The sequence below is a fragment of the Arthrobacter sp. 147(2020) genome, from assembly GCF_013116715.1.
GTDB lineage: Bacteria > Actinomycetota > Actinomycetes > Actinomycetales > Micrococcaceae > Arthrobacter_D.
The window spans coordinates 25289-40735 of the sequence record NZ_JABFOM010000008.1 but is presented as its reverse complement, the minus strand read 5'-3'; the positions used below and the strand labels follow the sequence as shown (position 1 = coordinate 40735).

The following is a 15447-nucleotide window of genomic DNA, read 5'->3' as shown; positions in this document are numbered from 1 at the left end:
GACCTACCCAGTCCAGTCGAAGAAGCCCTTGCCCGATTTTCGGCCCAGCTCTCCGCGGGCCACCTTGTCCCTGAGCAACTGCGGCGGGGCGAACCGCTCCCCCAGCGTCGACTCCAGGTATTCGGCGATGCCGAGCCGCACGTCGAGCCCCACGAGGTCGGTGGTCCGCAGCGGACCGACCGGGTGTTTGTAGCCCAACACCATCGCGGTGTCGATGTCCTCGGCCGAGGCGACTCCATCCTCGACCATCCTTATCGCTTCCAGGGCAATCGCGACACCCAGCCGCGAGCTCGCAAAACCCGGCGCGTCGTTGACCACCACCGGGGTTTTCCCGAGCTGCTCCACCCAGCCCCGGGCTGCGGCGGCCAGCTCGTCCGATGTCTGCCGAGCCAGGACCACCTCGATCAGCGTTGAGGCGGGCACCGGGTTGAAGAAGTGCAGGCCGCAGAAGCGATCGGGGCGCTGCAGCTTCTCGGCCAGTCCGCTGACGGACAGGGACGAGGTGTTGGTGGCCAGCCACGCGGTGGGAGTCAACCGGTCCTCCACGGCCGTCAGGGCCGTTGCCTTCAGTCCGGCGTCCTCAGGAACCGCCTCAACTACCAACCCGCAGGCCTCGAACGCGGCGTAGTCAACGGAGACGGACACCCGCGCCGAAAGACTGTCGAGGGACTCAGTGGTTGTCCCGCGCTGCACGCTCTTGCCGAGCGCGTCCAGGATGCGTTGGAGGGCTGCTTCGGCGGCGTCGCCGTCGCGTTCGACGACGACTACCGTCGCGCCCGCGGTGCAGAACGCGTGGGCGATGCCCGCCCCCATCCGACCGCCGCCCAGGACGCCGACCGTCTCAGGGATTTCAATCGATGTGGTCATTTCTTTTTCCTGTCGAGGAACGCCTGCATCCGGTCGAACTTCGCCTCGGATTCGAACAATATTCCCTGGGCCAACTGGTCGATAACCGGGTGGGCTTCGGGCGGGGCATGGAATACGGACTTGGTGATCCGGACGGCCAGGGGATCCTGTCGTCCGATCCGGTCGGCGAGCGCGTTCGCGGCAGGGAGTAAGGCGTCCGGCTCGTGGATCTCGGTGATGAGCCGGACGCCGAGCGCTTCGTCGGCTCCCAGGATCCGGCCCGCGAGCAGGATCTCCTTGGCAAGCGGCTCGCCGACGAGTTCACGGAGCCGCCAGGTGGCTCCGGCAGCGGCGAGGATACCCAGGCCGGTCTCAGGGTTGCCAATCTTCAGGCTGGGCGTACCAATCCTGAAATCGGCTGCGTAGGCGAGCTCGGCGCCTCCCCCAAGCGCGTACCCGTCGAGGGCCGCGATCACGGGCATGGGCAACCGGGCGATCCGGGCGAACAGGGTGGAGTTGATGCCGGCGAGGGCATCGTCCCGGCGTCGCTCGCGCAGTTGGGCAATGTCGGCTCCTGACGCAAACACGCCGTTGCCCCCGGCCAGGATCAGGACGCGGGGCTGCTTCTCCAGGAGATCGCAGACTTCATGGAGCTCATCGACCATGACCTGGTCGATGGCGTTGCGGACCTCCGGCCGGTGTAGCTGGACGGTGAGTCGGTCGCCGTCGTCGCTCACCTTGAGGGTGCTGAACCCGTCCACTAGACGCGCTCCAGCAGCATTGCCGTGCCCTGCCCCACGCCGACGCACATGGTGGCCAGTCCGATCGCGCGGCCCTCGCCGCGTGCCTCACGTTCAAGGCGACCCAGCAGGGTGATCGCGAGGCGGGACCCGGAGGAGCCCAGGGGATGGCCGAGGGCAATCGCCCCGCCATCCCGGTTTACCAACTCCTCGTCGAGGCCCAGCCGGCGGATGCAGGCGATCGACTGGGTGGCGAAGGCTTCGTTGAGTTCGACGGCGCTGAGGTCACCGATGCCCAGGCCGGTGCGCTGGAGCACCTTCTGGGTGGCGGGGACCGGGCCGATGCCCATGATCGCTGGCGGCACGCCCGCCGATGCGCCATCAAGGATGCGGGCGCGGGCGGCGAGTCCCAGCCGGTTGACTGCCGCTTCCGAAGCGACGACGACGGCGGAGGCGCCGTCGTTCAGGGAGCTGGAGTTACCGGCTGTCACCACGCCGTCGCGCCTGACGACCGGCCGGAGGCCTGCGAGAACGTCCAGGGTGGTGTCGGCGCGGGGCCCCTCGTCGGTGTCGACGGTGATCTCGCGTTTGCCCGCACGGGTCGGCACCGGCACGATCTCGTCACGGAAGTGGCCCGCTTCGATGGCGGCGAGCGCGCGCTGGTGGGACCGCAGGGCGAAGGCATCGGCTTCGTCGCGGGTGATCCCGTCGACCGAGGCCAGCTCTTCGGCCGTTTCCGGCATGGAGTAGGTGGTCTTGTCCTGCGCCGCGAAGATCGGGTTGGTGAAGCGCCACCCGATGGAGGTATCGAAGACATCGCCCGGCTTGGCGAAGGCCTTGGCGGGCTTCTCCATCACCCAGGGGGCACGGCTCATGGATTCCACCCCACCCGCGACGACGATATCTGCCGCCCCGGACTTGATCATGTGGGAGGCCATGATGATCGCTGACAGGCCAGACGCGCAGAGCCTGTTGACGGTGATGCCGGGAACCGTATCCGGCAAACCGGCGAGCAGTGACGCCATTCGAGCGACGTTGCGGTTCTCCTCACCGGCTCCGTTGGCGTTGCCGAGGATCACCTCGTCGATTTCCCCGGGGTCGATTCCCGCGCGGGCTAGGGCTTCGCGGATCGCCAGTGCCGCCAGATCGTCAGGCCGGACTCCTGAAAGGGCCCCGCCGTAGCGTCCTACCGGGGTGCGAACCCCGCCGACCAGAAATGCCTCGGCCATGCCTGCCTCCAGAATCATCAGCGATTAGGTTAGTCCTTCGGGCAGCTCAATTACTGACCGTTCGTTCTATATTACAGACGTGCCCAGGAAAGTGGCTCCCCTGCACGTGCGCTGATGCGGCACCGCTCGCCTGCAGGTGCTGCACTTTCCTAAGCGACCAGAGCCTAGCGGGGCGACCCGACCACCTGCCCGGCCTCCAGGCGCAACTCGCGCCCCGCCGGGAGAGTCGAGAACCACCGGCGCAGCTCGCGGTCGTGGCTGGCGATCACCAGGGTCCCTCCGTAGCCGGCCAGGGCCTCCTCAAGTTCCCCCACCAGGACCGGCGCCAAATGGTTCGTCGGCTCATCGAACAGGATGACGTCATAGCGTCCCACCAGCAGGCGGGCCAGCGCGAGCCTCCGGTATTGCCCGGCGGACAAGGATCCCACCGGGACCAGGAGGTCGGCTGTGCGGAACAGGCCAAGGTTCAGCAGACGATCCGCATGCTCCTCCAGATCCCCCACGAGCCCCGAGGCGAAGGCCGGCAGCAGACGCATCGACGGTTTCCGGGGTGGACGCAGTTCCTGGGGAAGGTACCCCAGTCGTCCGCGCTGCACGAGGGTACCCCGGTCCACGGGACACACCCCGGCCATCACATCGAGCAACGTGGTTTTGCCCGCGCCGTTGGGTCCGGTGACCAAAAGGTTATTCCCCGCCCCGACAGCCAGGGTCTCCACGGCGAGTCGGTCCGCTACTGCTGCATTGTCCAGTTCGAGCACAGTACCTGTGAGGGACTGGCCTCCGAACTGCGCCGAGAGCGTCAGTGGCTTCGGCGGCCGGTCCACCGGGTGTTCCTGGAGCCGGCGCAGGCGTTCCAGAGCGTTGCGTTTCTGGCTGGTGATGGCTTCCTGGACCGTTCCCTGCTTGAAGTCGTAGCCCATCTTGTCCCGGTCACGTCGCCTGCCGTAACCCATCCGGCCCTCGACCGCTGCGGCCTTGGCCCGTTCGGTTTCCTTGGCGTCCATCCACTGCTGGTACTCCTGTTCCCAGCGGCGCCGCTCGGCGGCCTTGGCCAGCAGATACCCGTTGTACCCGTCGCCGTAGCGGCGCAGCTCCCGCCGGTCGCCGTCGACCTCGATGATTGTCGTGGCGAAAGTCCGGAGGAACGAACGGTCATGGGAGATCGCGACGACGGCGCCCCGATGGGCGGCGAGTTCGCGTTCCAGCCAGGCCACGGCGTCGTCGTCGAGATGGTTGGTCGGTTCATCCAGCAGCAGGATGGCGGCGGGATCCGCGAGCAGGCAAGCCAGCGCCAGCCGTTCCTGTTCCCCTCCGGACAGCGTGTCGAGGGTACGGTCCCGCTGCAGACCCCCCAGCCGGAGCTGGCTGAGGGCAGCATCGACACGTGAATCGACGACGTAGCCATCATGGAGGTCGTAGGCGGACTGGGCTGCGCCATAGCGCTCCAGCTCTCCGGAATCGGCGACGGCCAGTGCCGCCTCCCGGGTCCGCAGCTCAGCCTCGATGGCGCGGATCCTGGCCAGCGCCGTATCGATGACTGTCTGCACCGTGTCGGTCGGCGCATGGTCCAGAGTCTGCGGCAGGTACCCGACCGCCCCGTGCACGGAGACCTGCCCGCCGTCGGGGGGGGCTCCAGCCCCGCGATGAGCCGCAGGAGAGTGGACTTCCCGGCACCGTTCTCACCGACCACCGCGACGCGCTCTCCGCGGCCGATGCTCAGGTTGACGTGATCCAGCAGCAGGCGATCGCCGTAGCCATGGGATACCTCGGATAGCTCTACGTGTTCGCTCACGGGGGTTCCTCGCACTGTGGAAGGGGTGGCGGTGGGACGGCGCGTCATTGTCATGGCACACGGTTGGCACCACGGGACGGGCGGGTGCACGGCTAGTTCCACATGCCCCTAGCGTGCCCCGGCACGGTGGGCCAGTCAACTCGTTGTCCCTGACGACGCCGTCGTCCGGTACTCGCGGCATCAGCGGAAGTCCGGGACGATAGGGAGATGATCACCTCCGCATTACCCTGGCTCTGGATTGACCCCAGCCCAGCGCGTGTGTCAGGGGCCCTCGCCAGCGGTGCCGCCTCGCGGCAGTGCCGCCTCGCGGCAGTGCTGGGTTCGCGCTGTGGACGTTGCCAGCTCCCCCGATCTGGTGTTCGCCTGGACAACGCAGCTTCGCCGGGCCCCGTATAGCTACGACCTGATCGACAACTGGGGCCATCGCAGTCCGCAGGTTCTCGATCCGGCGCTGATCGACCTTCGCCCAGGGGACACAGTCATGCGGATCTTCACAGTGGTGTCGGTTGATCCGGCGCGGTCGTTCACCCTCCGGTTCAGCTCCGCCCGCGCGGAACGCATCTTCGGCCGGCTGATTATCGAGTACCTGGTGGAGCCCGTCGGGAGTAGTTCACGGCTGGTCGTGAGGCTGCCGGTGCCGCTGCCCACCGGTCCCCTGGATGGCCTTCGCCAGAGCGCCCTCGCCTGGGGAGACCTGGTGATGATGCGCAAGCAACTCCGCGAACTCCGGCGGCTCGCCGAAAGAGACCATCGAAGCGTGACGCCGCCCGACAGCCGCCCTGCTGGCGAACAGTGACATATCAGGGGACCGCGTCGGTGCTTCCCTAGGGCTGTCCGGCCCCTGCCGGCGCATCAAGGAACTGCAGGATCGCGGCGGCGGTGAGCTCTGGTTGCTGGGACTGCGGATAGTGCCCCGCTTCGGGAACCATAACGGTAGCTCCGTTCAGGGCTTGTGAGACCCAATCGGCCTCAGCCTTCGGGTCCTTGAAGTCGGGGTCTTTCTCCCCCATCACCACGAGGGTGGGTGCGGTGACCGAACCCACGCTGTTGCCGGCGTCCACATGATCGGTGCGTGTAGTCAGGCTGAAGGCTCGGGCGTAGCCCGGCCGCTTCAGGCTCTCGACGACCCGTTGGCGATACTCGGCAAAGTCCACCGGCTTCCTACCCGCGTACAGCGTGGGCAGATATGCCTTCCAGGCAGCTGCCGCCCACGGACGGGCCATCAGAAGACGGAAGAACCGCTTCCCGACCCTGCTGATCGCAGCCTCCCGGACAAAGGGGCCGATAAGCACCAGCCGACTCACCAACCCGGGATGTTGGGCCGCGACCAGAACTGCTGCACCCGCAGCCATCGAGTTGCCCACGATGGTGGCGGGCACACCCCGTTCACGGATCAGCGCCTCAATGTCACTGGCCGTCTCATTGTCTCCGTAGCTCTCGAAGGCGGTGTTGCTGTCCCCATGTCCCCGCAGATCGGTGGTGACCACTGTGTATCCGGCGGCCACCAGTGCGGGGGAAATGAAACGGTAGGTCGAGCGCAGATCCCCCATTCCCGGGACGAGGAGCAGCAGGGGGCCTGAGCCCTGCACATCGTAGGCAATCCGGCCCTGCGCGGGCCGGGCAAGGAGATGTGTCACGGGTGCCGACGTCATGTGGCTAACGTGTCCGAGCCGGAAACTGCTGTCAAGAGCGGCCTGCTCTGCGGACCGTTACTGTCCGCTATCGGCTGGTTTGCCGCAGCGGTGATTCCCTACTGTCGGTGCATGACCTACAACATTCAGATCTCCCTCGACTGCAAAGACACCCACCAGCAGGCGGACTGGTGGGCGGAAACGCTCGGCTGGGTGGTGGAACCCACTGACCAAGCCTTTATCGACGACGTGCTGGCCAAGGGGTGGGCCCAACCTGACGACCTCGTGGTGCACAACGGGGTGCGGGTGTGGCGGGACGGCGCAGCGATCTGCCGTCCCGGCGAGGAAGGTAGCCCTGGCCGGTTGCGCATGCTGTTTCAGCCGGTTCCCGAACCGAAAACCGTCAAGAACCGCTGCCATCTGGACATCAACCTCGACGGCGATGACAAGGACCTGCTCCGGTCCCAGCTTGAGGGACGGGGTGCACGGTTCCTGTACCAGGCGAATCAGGGTCCCCACGTCTGGTACACGATGGCCGACCCCGAGGGCAACGAGTTCTGCATCGGCTGACCTATTCGACCCGCCTGCGCAACACCACAAGCGCTGCTACGAGGCTGACGGCGCCAGCGGAGACGGCCGCGATCGTGGCGGTCTCCGGTGGCAGGAGGGGCGGCGTGGACACCCCGGTGTCGACCCCACCCACCGGCAGCTGACCTACCTGCGGGGCGGGGTCCGGCGTGGGCGACGCAAAATCAATGAAGCACGGGTAGGTTCCATCCGGGAACACGATGGAACCGGGGTTGACGGCGCACAGATTGTTTCCAGTGGCGTCGATCAGGCCCCCGGTCACGAAGGTGACAGTGTTCGGGTCGATCACCGTAGCCTCATCAAAGGGAACGAACACGATCTCGTCGGGGGCAGCAAGTGCCGGCACCGCTGAAGCGAGCCCGAGCGCGGATGAAGCAGCTCCGATGGCCAGGTATTTGATGAGTTTCATGACTCCCCCTTGATGTCGGCTGTCCCCGATGGCCAGCTCCCAGGCGTCAGCTAACCAAACCCCGAAGAAAACCGCCAGCGCTCCAGGTTCCTTACCCAGCGGATCGCAGCAGGCGGCCCTGATCACGCCAAGGGCGCGCCGCGAAGTTACACTCGATGGGTGACTATCGACCTTCCCCCACAGGTTTCAGACCTCTTCGACCCTGCCCGCTGGCGACTCGTCTCCGGGTTTGGGGACCTGGAGGACATCACCTACCACCGGCAGGTCGAGCGGACCGCTGAGGGGCAGGTACGGGATCTCCCGACCGTCAGGATTGCCTTCAACCGGCCCGAGGTCCGCAACGCGTTTCGTCCCGGGACGGTCGATGAGCTGTACCGGACCATGGATCATGCCCGGATGACCTCCGACGTCGCCACTGTCCTGCTCACTGGCAATGGCCCGTCACCCAAGGACGGCGGTCATTCCTTCTGCTCCGGTGGTGACCAGCGGATCCGTGGCCGCGACGGCTACCGCTACGCCGACGGCGAGACCAGCGAGAGCGTCGATCCTGCCCGTGCGGGCCGGCTCCATATCCTGGAGGTGCAGCGCCTGATGCGCACTATGCCCAAGGTCGTCATCGCCGTCGTTAACGGGTGGGCCGCCGGCGGCGGGCACAGCCTGCACGTGGTGGCGGACCTGACGATCGCGTCCCGCGAACACGGCAAGTTCAAACAAACTGATGCCACGGTGGGCAGTTTCGACGCCGGTTACGGGTCTGCCCTGCTGGCCCGCCAGATCGGCCAGAAGAAGGCCCGCGAGATCTTCTTCCTGGCCCGCGAATACTCGGCCGACGAAATGGTCGCCACGGGCGCCGTGAACGAGGCGGTGGACCACGCGGAGCTGGAGACCACTGCGCTGCAGTACGCCGCTGACATCGCCCGGCAGAGCCCCCAGGCCATCAGGATGCTGAAGTTCGCCTTTAACCTGGCCGACGACGGCCTCGCCGGCCAGCAGGTGTTCGCCGGGGAAGCCACGCGGATGGCCTACATGACCAACGAGGCGGTCGAAGGCAAGGAAGCCTTCCTGGAAAAACGGGCACCCGATTGGTCCGCCTACCCCTACTACTTCTAGGCCGCCATGGAACTGCTCCCCCTTCATACCCCGCCCGGATCCGACCCCCATGCCCTCCTCACTCCGCTGGCTGCCGCCCTCGCCGGGGAGGGCCCTGCCATTGCCCCGCATGTGGAGCAGGGCCAGACCTTCGATGGTGAGCTGCCCAACGACGAGATAGCCGCCGTCCTCAGCACCTCGGGCTCCACCGGGACGCCCAAGCAAACCATGCTCAGCGTCGACGCGCTGGCCGCCTCGGCGATGGGCACGGCCCTGGCGCTAAAGGCGGAGGGCCAGTGGCTTCTCACTCTTCCCGTGCACTATGTGGCGGGTTTCCAGGTCCTGGTCCGGTCGCTGTACGCCGGCACCCGCCCCTGGGCCATGGATCTGGCAGCGCCGTTCAGCGCCGACGCGTTCACCGCGGCCGCCGGCGAACTCACCGACAAGGTCCGCTTCACCTCCCTGGTACCCACGCAACTGCACCGGCTGCTCCAGAATCCCCGTCCGGAAACACTCCAGGCGTTACGCCGGTTCAACGCGATTCTTCTGGGCGGCGCCCCAGCATCGGCGGCCCTCCGTGAGGAGGCACACCGGCAAGGGCTGAAGCTGGTGCTCACCTACGGGATGAGCGAGACCTGCGGCGGCTGCGTCTACGACGGCGTCCCGCTGGACGGGGTCGACCTGATCAACGAGGACGGCCGGTTGTGGATCAGTGGTCCCGTCCTGGCGGACGGTTACCTGGGCCAGGCCGAACTCAGCGCCGACCGGTTCAGGTTCAACTCGGGCCGCCGCTGGTTCAGGACCGATGACATTGGTGAGTTCAGCAATGGGAAACTGTCGGTCTCGGGCCGGATCGACGACGTGATCGTCACTGGGGGCGTCAAGGTGTCGGCCACGGCTGTCGCCTCCGCCATCGAGTCGATGGCCGGCGTGGAGACGGCTCTGGTATTGGGTATTGGAAGCGCCGAGTGGGGCTCGGAGGTGGCGGCCGCCGTCGTCGGCCAGGTGAGCCCCGACGAGGTGCGCCAGCACGCGAAGGCTGCCCTCGGCCCCCACGCCGCACCGCGCACCATCCTCACCCTCGCTTCGCTGCCGGTATTGCCCAACGGCAAACCCGACCGGCTCGCCGTACAGGCCCTGCTCGAACGCGCCGGCGCCTAAACCTCCCTTCCAACGCAAAGGACAACATCGTGGCTACTGCCGCACAATGGCTTGAGGGCGCCCGCCCACGAACCCTCCCGATGGCTATCGCGCCGGTGATCGTGGGTTGTGCCGCCGCGTTCGACCTTGGTGCCTTCAAACCCGTCAACGCTGCCCTGGCGGCGCTCGTCGCCATCCTGCTGCAGATTGGCGTCAACTACGCCAACGACTACTCCGACGGCGTCAGGGGCACCGACGCGGACCGCGTCGGCCCGCTGCGCCTGACAGGATCCGGTGCTGCCCGGCCGGAACAAGTGAAACGGGCGGCCTTCGCGTGCTTTGCACTGGCGATGGTCGCGGGCGCCGGGTTGGTTCTGCTGTCCCAGGCCTGGTTCCTGCTACTCGTGGGAGTGGGCTGTATCGCGGCCGCTTGGGGCTACACCGGTGGCAGGAACCCGTACGGATATCTGGGCCTGGGCGATGTTTTTGTGTTCGTCTTCTTCGGACTGGTCGCGACGCTGGGCACCACTTACACGCAGGCAGGGCAGCTGAGCGCTGCGGCCTGGATCGGCGCAGTCAGCACCGGCATCATTGCGATGGCGCTCCTGATGGCGAACAACGTCCGGGACATCCCGACCGACCGTGAGGCGGGGAAAATCACCCTGGCCGTCCGACTCGGTGACACCGCAGCTCGGATCACCTACGTGATGATGCTCGCCGTCGCACTGCTGCTGCCCCTGTTCCTGGTCTCCGACTACCCGTGGGTGCTGCTGGTGCTGCTGCTCGTCCCGGCCTGCCTGATGCCGAGCTGGCTGATGCTCAAGGGCGAGCAACGCAGCAGCCTCATTCCAGTGCTCAAGCAGACCGGTCTGATCAACCTCGGATTCAGTGTCCTCTACGGTGCCGGCCTGATTCTGACGACTGTCATGGGGTCCTGACGCCGGTCCAATGGACCGGCGTAGCTCAGGGGCGGGGTTTGCGGTCCGCGTTCACCGCTGCGTTGGGGTCGTACACGTCCTCAGCGGCGGCGTCGTCGAGCTCGGCAAGGTTGCGCTGCGGCGGCGCCCCGTCCCTGAACCGGCGCTGCAGGGAGGCTGCGGCCGCATCCCGCTGGGAGCGGAAAAACAGGTAGGTCACGCACCAGGCAAGGATCGCCGCCGCGACCGCCGAGAAGATGGCGCCGAGGCCCAGCCAGTAGGCAATAACGAAGAACACCACGACGAGGCCGAGGCGGAGGGCAGTGAATTTGAAGAAGGGCACTCATCAAGTTTACTCGCCTACAATTGATAGATGCCTCGCCTGTTGTTGTTTCTCATCCTCGTTGCAGTTGCCGTTATCGTCTACGCACTGATCGACTGCATCATGACCAAGGCGCACTCGGTGCGCAGCATCTCCAAACCCGCCTGGATCCTCACCATCGCCCTGGTACCGCTTCTCGGTGCGGGACTGTGGTTCCTCTTCGGCCGCCCCCGGCCCAGCGGGACCCGCGGCCGCGCCCGCCCCGCTCCCCGGCATCCCACCGCGCCGGACGACGATCCCCAGTTCCTGCGAAACCTTGAGGCGAAGCGTCGGCAGCAGGCCCGCGAGAAGGAACTCCGGCGCAAGGAACAAGAGCTGCGCGCCGCCCAGGAGAAGAAGGCACGCGAGGATCAGCAGAAGAAGGATGGGGAAACCGACCCCGAGCCCGGCGGCCAGACCGCCTGATCCCATCGACCACTCGAAACGAAAAAGTGCAGCCACCCCGTAGGGTGGCTGCACTTTTTCGTCTGGTCAGCCGCTCGCTAGGCGTAGCTGTGCAGGCCTGAGAAGTAGATGTTCACGATCGTGAAGTTGAACACGATGCACAGGTAACCGATGATGCACAGCCACGCGGCGCGGGTGCCAGTCCAGCCGCGGGTGGCCCGGGCGTGAAGGTACCCGGCGAAGACAACCCAGATGACGAAGGTCCAGACCTCCTTCACGTCCCAGCCCCAGTAACGGCCCCAGGCCTCCTCAGCCCAGATAGCGCCGGCCATCAGGGTGAAGGTCCACATCACGAAGGCAAAGGCGTTGATCCGGTAGGAGAGGTTCTCCAGACTTAGCGCTGACGGAACCAGCCGCATGAACGGGGTGCGGTCCACACCGCCTGCGGCAAGCTTGCGGACCCGGCTCGTCTGGATGAGCTGCAGGACCGACATGGCAAAGGTCAGAGTAAACAGCGCCGAGGCCGCTACCGCCACCGAGACGTGGATGATCAGCCAGTAGCTCTGCAGAGCGGGCACCACGTTGCCTGCCGGCGTGAAGAAGCCGATCGTCGCAGCACAGAGCATCACCAGGGTCAGCCCGACAACAAATGTGCCGAGGAACCGGAGGTCCTTGCGAATCAGAGCGAGGAGGAAGACAACCACCACTACCAGGGCGCCCGTGGTGCAGAACTCGTACATGTTGCCCCACGGGACGCGGTTGGTGGCCAGTCCGCGGGAAATCACCCCGGCCGCGTGGATCAGTGCCGCGACGACGGTGAGGACGACGGCGATGCGCGCCAGTTTCCGCCGGCCGGAATAATCCATCGAATCATCGGCAGTGGTGTCGGCAGCGAGACGGGCAGCGCCGCCGCGGGGCGAGGAACCACCTGTCATGTCGGCTCCCACCAGAACCCGCTGCTCGGCCTGCTGGGACGCGGCGAGGTTCTCCTCCACCGCACGGATTCGCTTGCTGCTCTTCACAAGGTCGAGCGTGAAGACAATGAAGGCGACCGTGTAGGTGAGGGCAGCGAGCAGCATGAAGCGCTCACTGAACTCCCCGAGGGTCTGGCTGATTGGTGGCATTAGCTTTCCTTACCGTTTCCTGCCTGGTGTGACGCGTGTTCGAAGGTCGTGCTACCTGGTGCGCCAGGTCTTTCATTTTGCTCCTCAACCGGTTCGTCCACCAGCCACTGGGTTCGGAGCGCCTTCTCGATGGCGGCTCCCTCTCCGGTCAGCCGATGGTCCTCGCCGCGGGCGAGGAGCCCGTACTCGACCATGGTGCGGCCGTCGGCGTGGGTGCCGGTTCGCACCCAGACCCGCCGACGTCCGATAAAGAGGGACGCCGTCAGCCCAGCCAACGCGAGGGAGGAGAACACGAGGGCGCCCAGTTGCCCGGGATCGTGGCGGATGTCGACGGCGATGTAGCGGTCCAGCCCGTCGAAGGAGATAGAACCCTTACCGTCGGGGAGATCGTAGGTCTGGCCGGCGCCCAGGACAATACCGCCCTCGTCGCTGGTCCGGCTGTTGAGCTCGGTCAGGTCCTCGGTGTCGAGGACGTAGACGCTGCGCGGCTCGCCGTCGTCAAGGCCGAGGTCACCGTAGTAGGAGTTCAGGTTCAGCTGGGGATTGAACGGGTCAGGATCACGGGAGAAGGCGACGCCGTCCTCGCCCACGAATGCTGTCGGAAGGAAGAATCCGACGAACCCCAGCTGATCGGGTGCGGCGTCCGGTGCCTTGATCACGATGAGGGAGGTGAAAAGGCCGTCCTGCGGGATGGTCACCACGGGGCCCTGCATGGCGATGTCGCCGTTGCCGTCGCGGACCGTGACCACGGGCGCGTAGCCATTGCCCACCAGGTAGATGCCGGTGCCGCCGATGTTCAGCGGAGAGTTCACCTTCAGCACCTGTTCCTCTTCCTCGGCGTCCGGGCCGTCCTTGGTGGTGACGTTGGCGGTGAAGTCGAGTGGCTGCCCGTAGTGGGTTTCCTGGCGGTCGAACTGCACGTCGAAGTTATCGAGACGCAATGAGTAGGGTTCCAGCTGGCCGGCGGTGAAGTTGGCGCCGGGGGTGAACGTGTCGTAGCCCACGAGAGTATTGACGAAGCTGTCGCCCTCCACGATGATTTTCTGCCCGCTGTATCCGAAGAGACCGCCGACTGCCACCGAAACGAGCACACCGATGAGTGAGAAGTGGAATACCAGGTTGCCGACTTCCTTGAGGAAACCGCGTTCCGCGCCAACTGAGGGCTGCGCGGAGTCAGTGTCCCGCAGGTCCACCCGGTAACCGCGCTTCTTCAGCATCGCGGCTGCGTCGGCGGCTGCTGACGCAGCGGTGATCGGCGAGCCGCCGGACTGCGTCGACGCGGGAAGGACCAGTGTGCCGTAGATCGGCATCCTCGAGAGCTTCCGGGGTGTCCGGGGTGGCTTCGATTTCATGGCCCGACCGTGGGCAAGAGCCCGCGGGATGACGCAGCCGATCAGGGACACGAAGAGCAATAGGTAGATCGCCGAGAACCAGACCGACGAGTAGACATCGAACAGCTGGAACCAGTCGAGGATCGGCCCGGTGTCGGGGTTGTCCTGGATGTACTGGGTGACCACTGCCGGGTTGGCCGGACGCTGCGGGAACAACGATCCGGGAACCGCGGCGACGGCAAGCAGGAGCAGCAGGAACAGTGCAGTGCGCATGCTGGTGAGCTGGGTCCAGCCCCACCGCAGGCTGCCAAAGAGGCCGAGGGCCGGGAGAGCAACGTCGGGTTTGCCGCCGTCTGGAGTGTCGGGGGTCATTGTCTGCCCCCTTTCATAGTGGTCAGAAGTCATTAGATGGGAAGGGTCACCCCGCCGAGCCAGTTCTGCAGTTCATTGATCCAAAGCGCCCAGACGCCGGTTGCCATCAGCAGGCCAACCACCACCAGCATTCCGCCCCCGAACCGTTGCAGGGCCAGGCGATGCTTCCTGAAGAACGCCATGGCACCCATGCCGCGCCGTACACCAAGCGCAATCAGCAGGAACGGCAGGCCCAGCCCAAGGCAGTACACGAACGTGAGGGCGGCGCCCTTCGCGGCGCTGGCATCGTCGCTTGAGAAGGCGAGGAGCTGCACCGCGGAGAGGGTGGGGCCGATGCAGGGCGCCCAGCCCAGCCCGAAGGTCAACCCCAGCAGCGGTGCACCCCAGAGCCCGGTAGGCACTTTGGTGTGGAGCTTTTTCTCGGTCTGGAACCAGGAGAAGCCGCCCATGAAGATCAGCCCCATCAGCACGACCACCACGCCCATCACCGGGATCAGCCAGCTTTCGGACCCCACCATCCAGGCACCAAGCTGGCCGAACAAGGCGCCGTAGGCCATGAAGACCACCGAGAACCCGAGCACAAACAGGGCAATCCCGGTGAGCATCCGGCCACGCTTTTGCTGTTCCAGGTCGACGCCCGTCAGCCCCGTGACGTAGCCCAGGTAGCCGGGGACGAGTGGCAGGACGCACGGTGAGGCGAACGACACGAGACCGGCCAGCAGCGCCACCGGAAGCGCCAGGAGCATCGACCCGTTCAGCACGGTGTCGGCGAACGCGTTGGAGGTCGCCGTCGGCACTGAACTCCCGACGGCGGCACTGAGGTGCAGCTGAAAAGTCACTTGTCTCTTACTCGGCCAGCGCGGCGTCGATGAGAGCGGCCAGCGTGCTCTTGTCGGCCAACCCGAGGATCCGTGCTGAGACACGGCCTTCCTTGTCGATCACCAGCGTGGTGGGGACTGCCTGTGGGGGGACGTAGCTGGTCATTGCCAGCAGCACCCCTCCGTTCTGGTCGTCCAGGCTGGGATAGGGAATCTCGAAGCTGCGCTCGAAGGCCTCCGCGGTGCTCTGCGTATCGCGGATGTTGACTCCATAGAACTGGGCCCCGGCCGACGCGTATTCGTCGTGCAGCGCCACCAGGTCCGGAGCTTCCTCGCGGCAGGGCGCACAAGCCGCGTACCAGAAGTTCACCACAGTGACCTGGCCCGCCCAGTCCGCTGAGTCGACCGTGGCCCCGCCGTACTCAGTGCCGGTGATGGCGAGCGGCTCGCCGCGGTCGCTGGCAGCGTATTCGGTCACCGATCCGTCGCCTGCAATGTAGTTTTTGTTGTCACCGACGGCGGCTTGCTGCGCGAGGGGGTCGTCGGCGGCGCACGCTGAAAGGGCGAGTGAGGCGGCCAGCCCAAGAGCCAGCGCGGCACCGAGTTTTTTCAGGCGCCCAGCGGATCGGTCAGAGTTTTTCACAGCTTCTTCCAC

17 protein-coding genes and 1 pseudogene are annotated in these 15447 nt (G+C 66.1%); 6 read left to right on the top strand and 12 right to left on the bottom strand.

Annotated elements, in window-relative coordinates; genetic code table 11:
• Positions 1-3: 3 nt before the first annotated feature.
• The 5 genes and pseudogenes from HMI58_RS07910 to HMI58_RS14825 form a co-directional block, all read right to left on the bottom strand.
• Entirely contained in the window at positions 4-867 is an 864-nt protein-coding gene (locus HMI58_RS07910; RefSeq protein WP_171618803.1) for a 3-hydroxyacyl-CoA dehydrogenase family protein, read from the bottom strand.
• On the bottom strand, positions 864-1607 hold the full coding sequence (locus HMI58_RS07905; protein WP_171618801.1) for an enoyl-CoA hydratase/isomerase family protein: 744 nt from the start codon (positions 1605-1607) through the stop codon (positions 864-866). The genes HMI58_RS07910 and HMI58_RS07905 overlap by 4 nt, the downstream gene beginning before the upstream one ends.
• Positions 1607-2815 (bottom strand): thiolase family protein, encoded by a 1209-nt coding sequence (locus tag HMI58_RS07900; protein WP_171618799.1) that lies wholly within the window; start codon positions 2813-2815, stop codon positions 1607-1609. The genes HMI58_RS07905 and HMI58_RS07900 overlap by 1 nt, the downstream gene beginning before the upstream one ends.
• Before the next feature lie 164 nt (positions 2816-2979).
• Complete coding sequence (locus HMI58_RS14830; protein ID WP_318779161.1) at positions 2980-4419, bottom strand: ATP-binding cassette domain-containing protein; 1440 nt, start codon at positions 4417-4419, stop codon at positions 2980-2982.
• A gap of 63 nt (positions 4420-4482) precedes the next feature.
• Positions 4483-4655: pseudogene (locus tag HMI58_RS14825) on the bottom strand (metal ABC transporter ATP-binding protein); the annotation flags it as partial.
• 280 nt (positions 4656-4935) lie between these two features.
• Between HMI58_RS14825 and HMI58_RS07890 the strand changes: the two are divergent.
• A complete protein-coding gene (locus HMI58_RS07890) occupies positions 4936-5403 on the top strand; it encodes an SRPBCC family protein (protein ID WP_171618797.1) in 468 nt (155 codons plus the stop codon).
• A 28-nt stretch (positions 5404-5431) separates the two neighbouring features.
• Here the strand turns inward: HMI58_RS07890 and HMI58_RS07885 are convergent, their stop codons facing one another.
• Positions 5432-6259 (bottom strand): alpha/beta hydrolase, encoded by an 828-nt coding sequence (locus HMI58_RS07885; RefSeq protein ID WP_171618795.1) that lies wholly within the window; start codon positions 6257-6259, stop codon positions 5432-5434.
• 111 nt (positions 6260-6370) lie between these two features.
• Here HMI58_RS07885 and HMI58_RS07880 point away from each other — a divergent pair, with 111 nt between their 5' ends.
• On the top strand, positions 6371-6808 hold the full coding sequence (locus tag HMI58_RS07880) for a VOC family protein (protein WP_171618793.1): 438 nt from the start codon (positions 6371-6373) through the stop codon (positions 6806-6808).
• 1 nt (position 6809) lies between these two features.
• On the opposite strand, the gene HMI58_RS07875 is transcribed toward HMI58_RS07880, so the two are convergent.
• On the bottom strand, positions 6810-7235 hold the full coding sequence (locus HMI58_RS07875; protein ID WP_171618791.1) for a hypothetical protein: 426 nt from the start codon (positions 7233-7235) through the stop codon (positions 6810-6812).
• A gap of 159 nt (positions 7236-7394) precedes the next feature.
• Between HMI58_RS07875 and HMI58_RS07870 the strand changes: the two genes are divergently transcribed.
• Genes HMI58_RS07870 through HMI58_RS07860 form a run of 3 tightly spaced genes read left to right on the top strand, consistent with a single transcriptional unit; the run spans position 7395 to position 10402 of the window.
• The gene (locus HMI58_RS07870) at positions 7395-8345 is read left to right on the top strand and encodes a 1,4-dihydroxy-2-naphthoyl-CoA synthase (protein ID WP_171618789.1); all 951 of its coding nucleotides are present in this window, start codon (positions 7395-7397) and stop codon (positions 8343-8345) included.
• A 6-nt stretch (positions 8346-8351) separates the two neighbouring features.
• Positions 8352-9485 carry an AMP-binding protein gene (locus tag HMI58_RS07865; protein ID WP_171618787.1) on the top strand — a complete coding sequence of 378 codons (1134 nt, stop codon included), beginning with the start codon at positions 8352-8354 and terminating at the stop codon, positions 9483-9485.
• A 29-nt stretch (positions 9486-9514) separates the two neighbouring features.
• On the top strand, positions 9515-10402 hold the full coding sequence (locus tag HMI58_RS07860; RefSeq protein WP_171585801.1) for a 1,4-dihydroxy-2-naphthoate polyprenyltransferase: 888 nt from the start codon (positions 9515-9517) through the stop codon (positions 10400-10402).
• Between the two features lie 25 nt (positions 10403-10427).
• Here the strand turns inward: HMI58_RS07860 and HMI58_RS07855 are convergent, their stop codons facing one another.
• On the bottom strand, positions 10428-10724 hold the full coding sequence (locus HMI58_RS07855; protein WP_171618785.1) for a DUF4229 domain-containing protein: 297 nt from the start codon (positions 10722-10724) through the stop codon (positions 10428-10430).
• Between the two features lie 30 nt (positions 10725-10754).
• Here HMI58_RS07855 and HMI58_RS07850 point away from each other — a divergent pair, with 30 nt between their 5' ends.
• A complete protein-coding gene (locus HMI58_RS07850; RefSeq protein WP_171585797.1) occupies positions 10755-11168 on the top strand; it encodes a PLD nuclease N-terminal domain-containing protein in 414 nt (137 codons plus the stop codon).
• A 77-nt stretch (positions 11169-11245) separates the two neighbouring features.
• Here HMI58_RS07850 and ccsB read toward each other — a convergent pair whose 3' ends face one another.
• From ccsB to HMI58_RS07830, 4 genes are all read right to left on the bottom strand, one after another.
• Positions 11246-12271: a c-type cytochrome biogenesis protein CcsB gene (ccsB, locus tag HMI58_RS07845; protein ID WP_171585795.1), complete on the bottom strand. Its 1026-nt coding sequence runs from the start codon at positions 12269-12271 to the stop codon at positions 11246-11248.
• Complete coding sequence (locus tag HMI58_RS07840) at positions 12271-13974, bottom strand: cytochrome c biogenesis protein ResB (RefSeq protein ID WP_171618783.1); 1704 nt, start codon at positions 13972-13974, stop codon at positions 12271-12273. The genes ccsB and HMI58_RS07840 overlap by 1 nt, the downstream gene beginning before the upstream one ends.
• Positions 13975-14006: 32 nt before the next feature.
• Positions 14007-14720 carry a cytochrome c biogenesis protein CcdA gene (locus tag HMI58_RS07835; protein WP_171585928.1) on the bottom strand — a complete coding sequence of 238 codons (714 nt, stop codon included), beginning with the start codon at positions 14718-14720 and terminating at the stop codon, positions 14007-14009.
• Positions 14721-14820: 100 nt separating this feature from the next.
• A complete protein-coding gene (locus tag HMI58_RS07830) occupies positions 14821-15435 on the bottom strand; it encodes a TlpA disulfide reductase family protein (RefSeq protein WP_318779162.1) in 615 nt (204 codons plus the stop codon).
• Positions 15436-15447 lie beyond the last annotated feature (12 nt).

Bases quoted from the DNA above. Each gene is read 5' to 3' on its own strand.
- HMI58_RS07880 (WP_171618793.1), top strand. From the start codon at position 6,371: ATGACCTACAACATTCAGATCTCCCTCGACTGCAAAGACACCCACCAG.
- HMI58_RS07910 (WP_171618803.1), bottom strand. From the start codon at position 867: ATGACCACATCGATTGAAATCCCTGAGACGGTCGGCGTCCTGGGCGGC.
- HMI58_RS07850 (WP_171585797.1), top strand. From the start codon at position 10,755: ATGCCTCGCCTGTTGTTGTTTCTCATCCTCGTTGCAGTTGCCGTTATC.
- HMI58_RS07885 (WP_171618795.1), bottom strand. From the start codon at position 6,259: ATGACGTCGGCACCCGTGACACATCTCCTTGCCCGGCCCGCGCAGGGC.
- HMI58_RS07875 (WP_171618791.1), bottom strand. From the start codon at position 7,235: ATGAAACTCATCAAATACCTGGCCATCGGAGCTGCTTCATCCGCGCTC.
- HMI58_RS07840 (WP_171618783.1), bottom strand. From the start codon at position 13,974: ATGACCCCCGACACTCCAGACGGCGGCAAACCCGACGTTGCTCTCCCG.
- ccsB (WP_171585795.1), bottom strand. From the start codon at position 12,271: ATGCCACCAATCAGCCAGACCCTCGGGGAGTTCAGTGAGCGCTTCATG.
- HMI58_RS07865 (WP_171618787.1), top strand. From the start codon at position 8,352: ATGGAACTGCTCCCCCTTCATACCCCGCCCGGATCCGACCCCCATGCC.
- HMI58_RS07835 (WP_171585928.1), bottom strand. From the start codon at position 14,720: ATGCTCCTGGCGCTTCCGGTGGCGCTGCTGGCCGGTCTCGTGTCGTTC.
- HMI58_RS07900 (WP_171618799.1), bottom strand. From the start codon at position 2,815: ATGGCCGAGGCATTTCTGGTCGGCGGGGTTCGCACCCCGGTAGGACGC.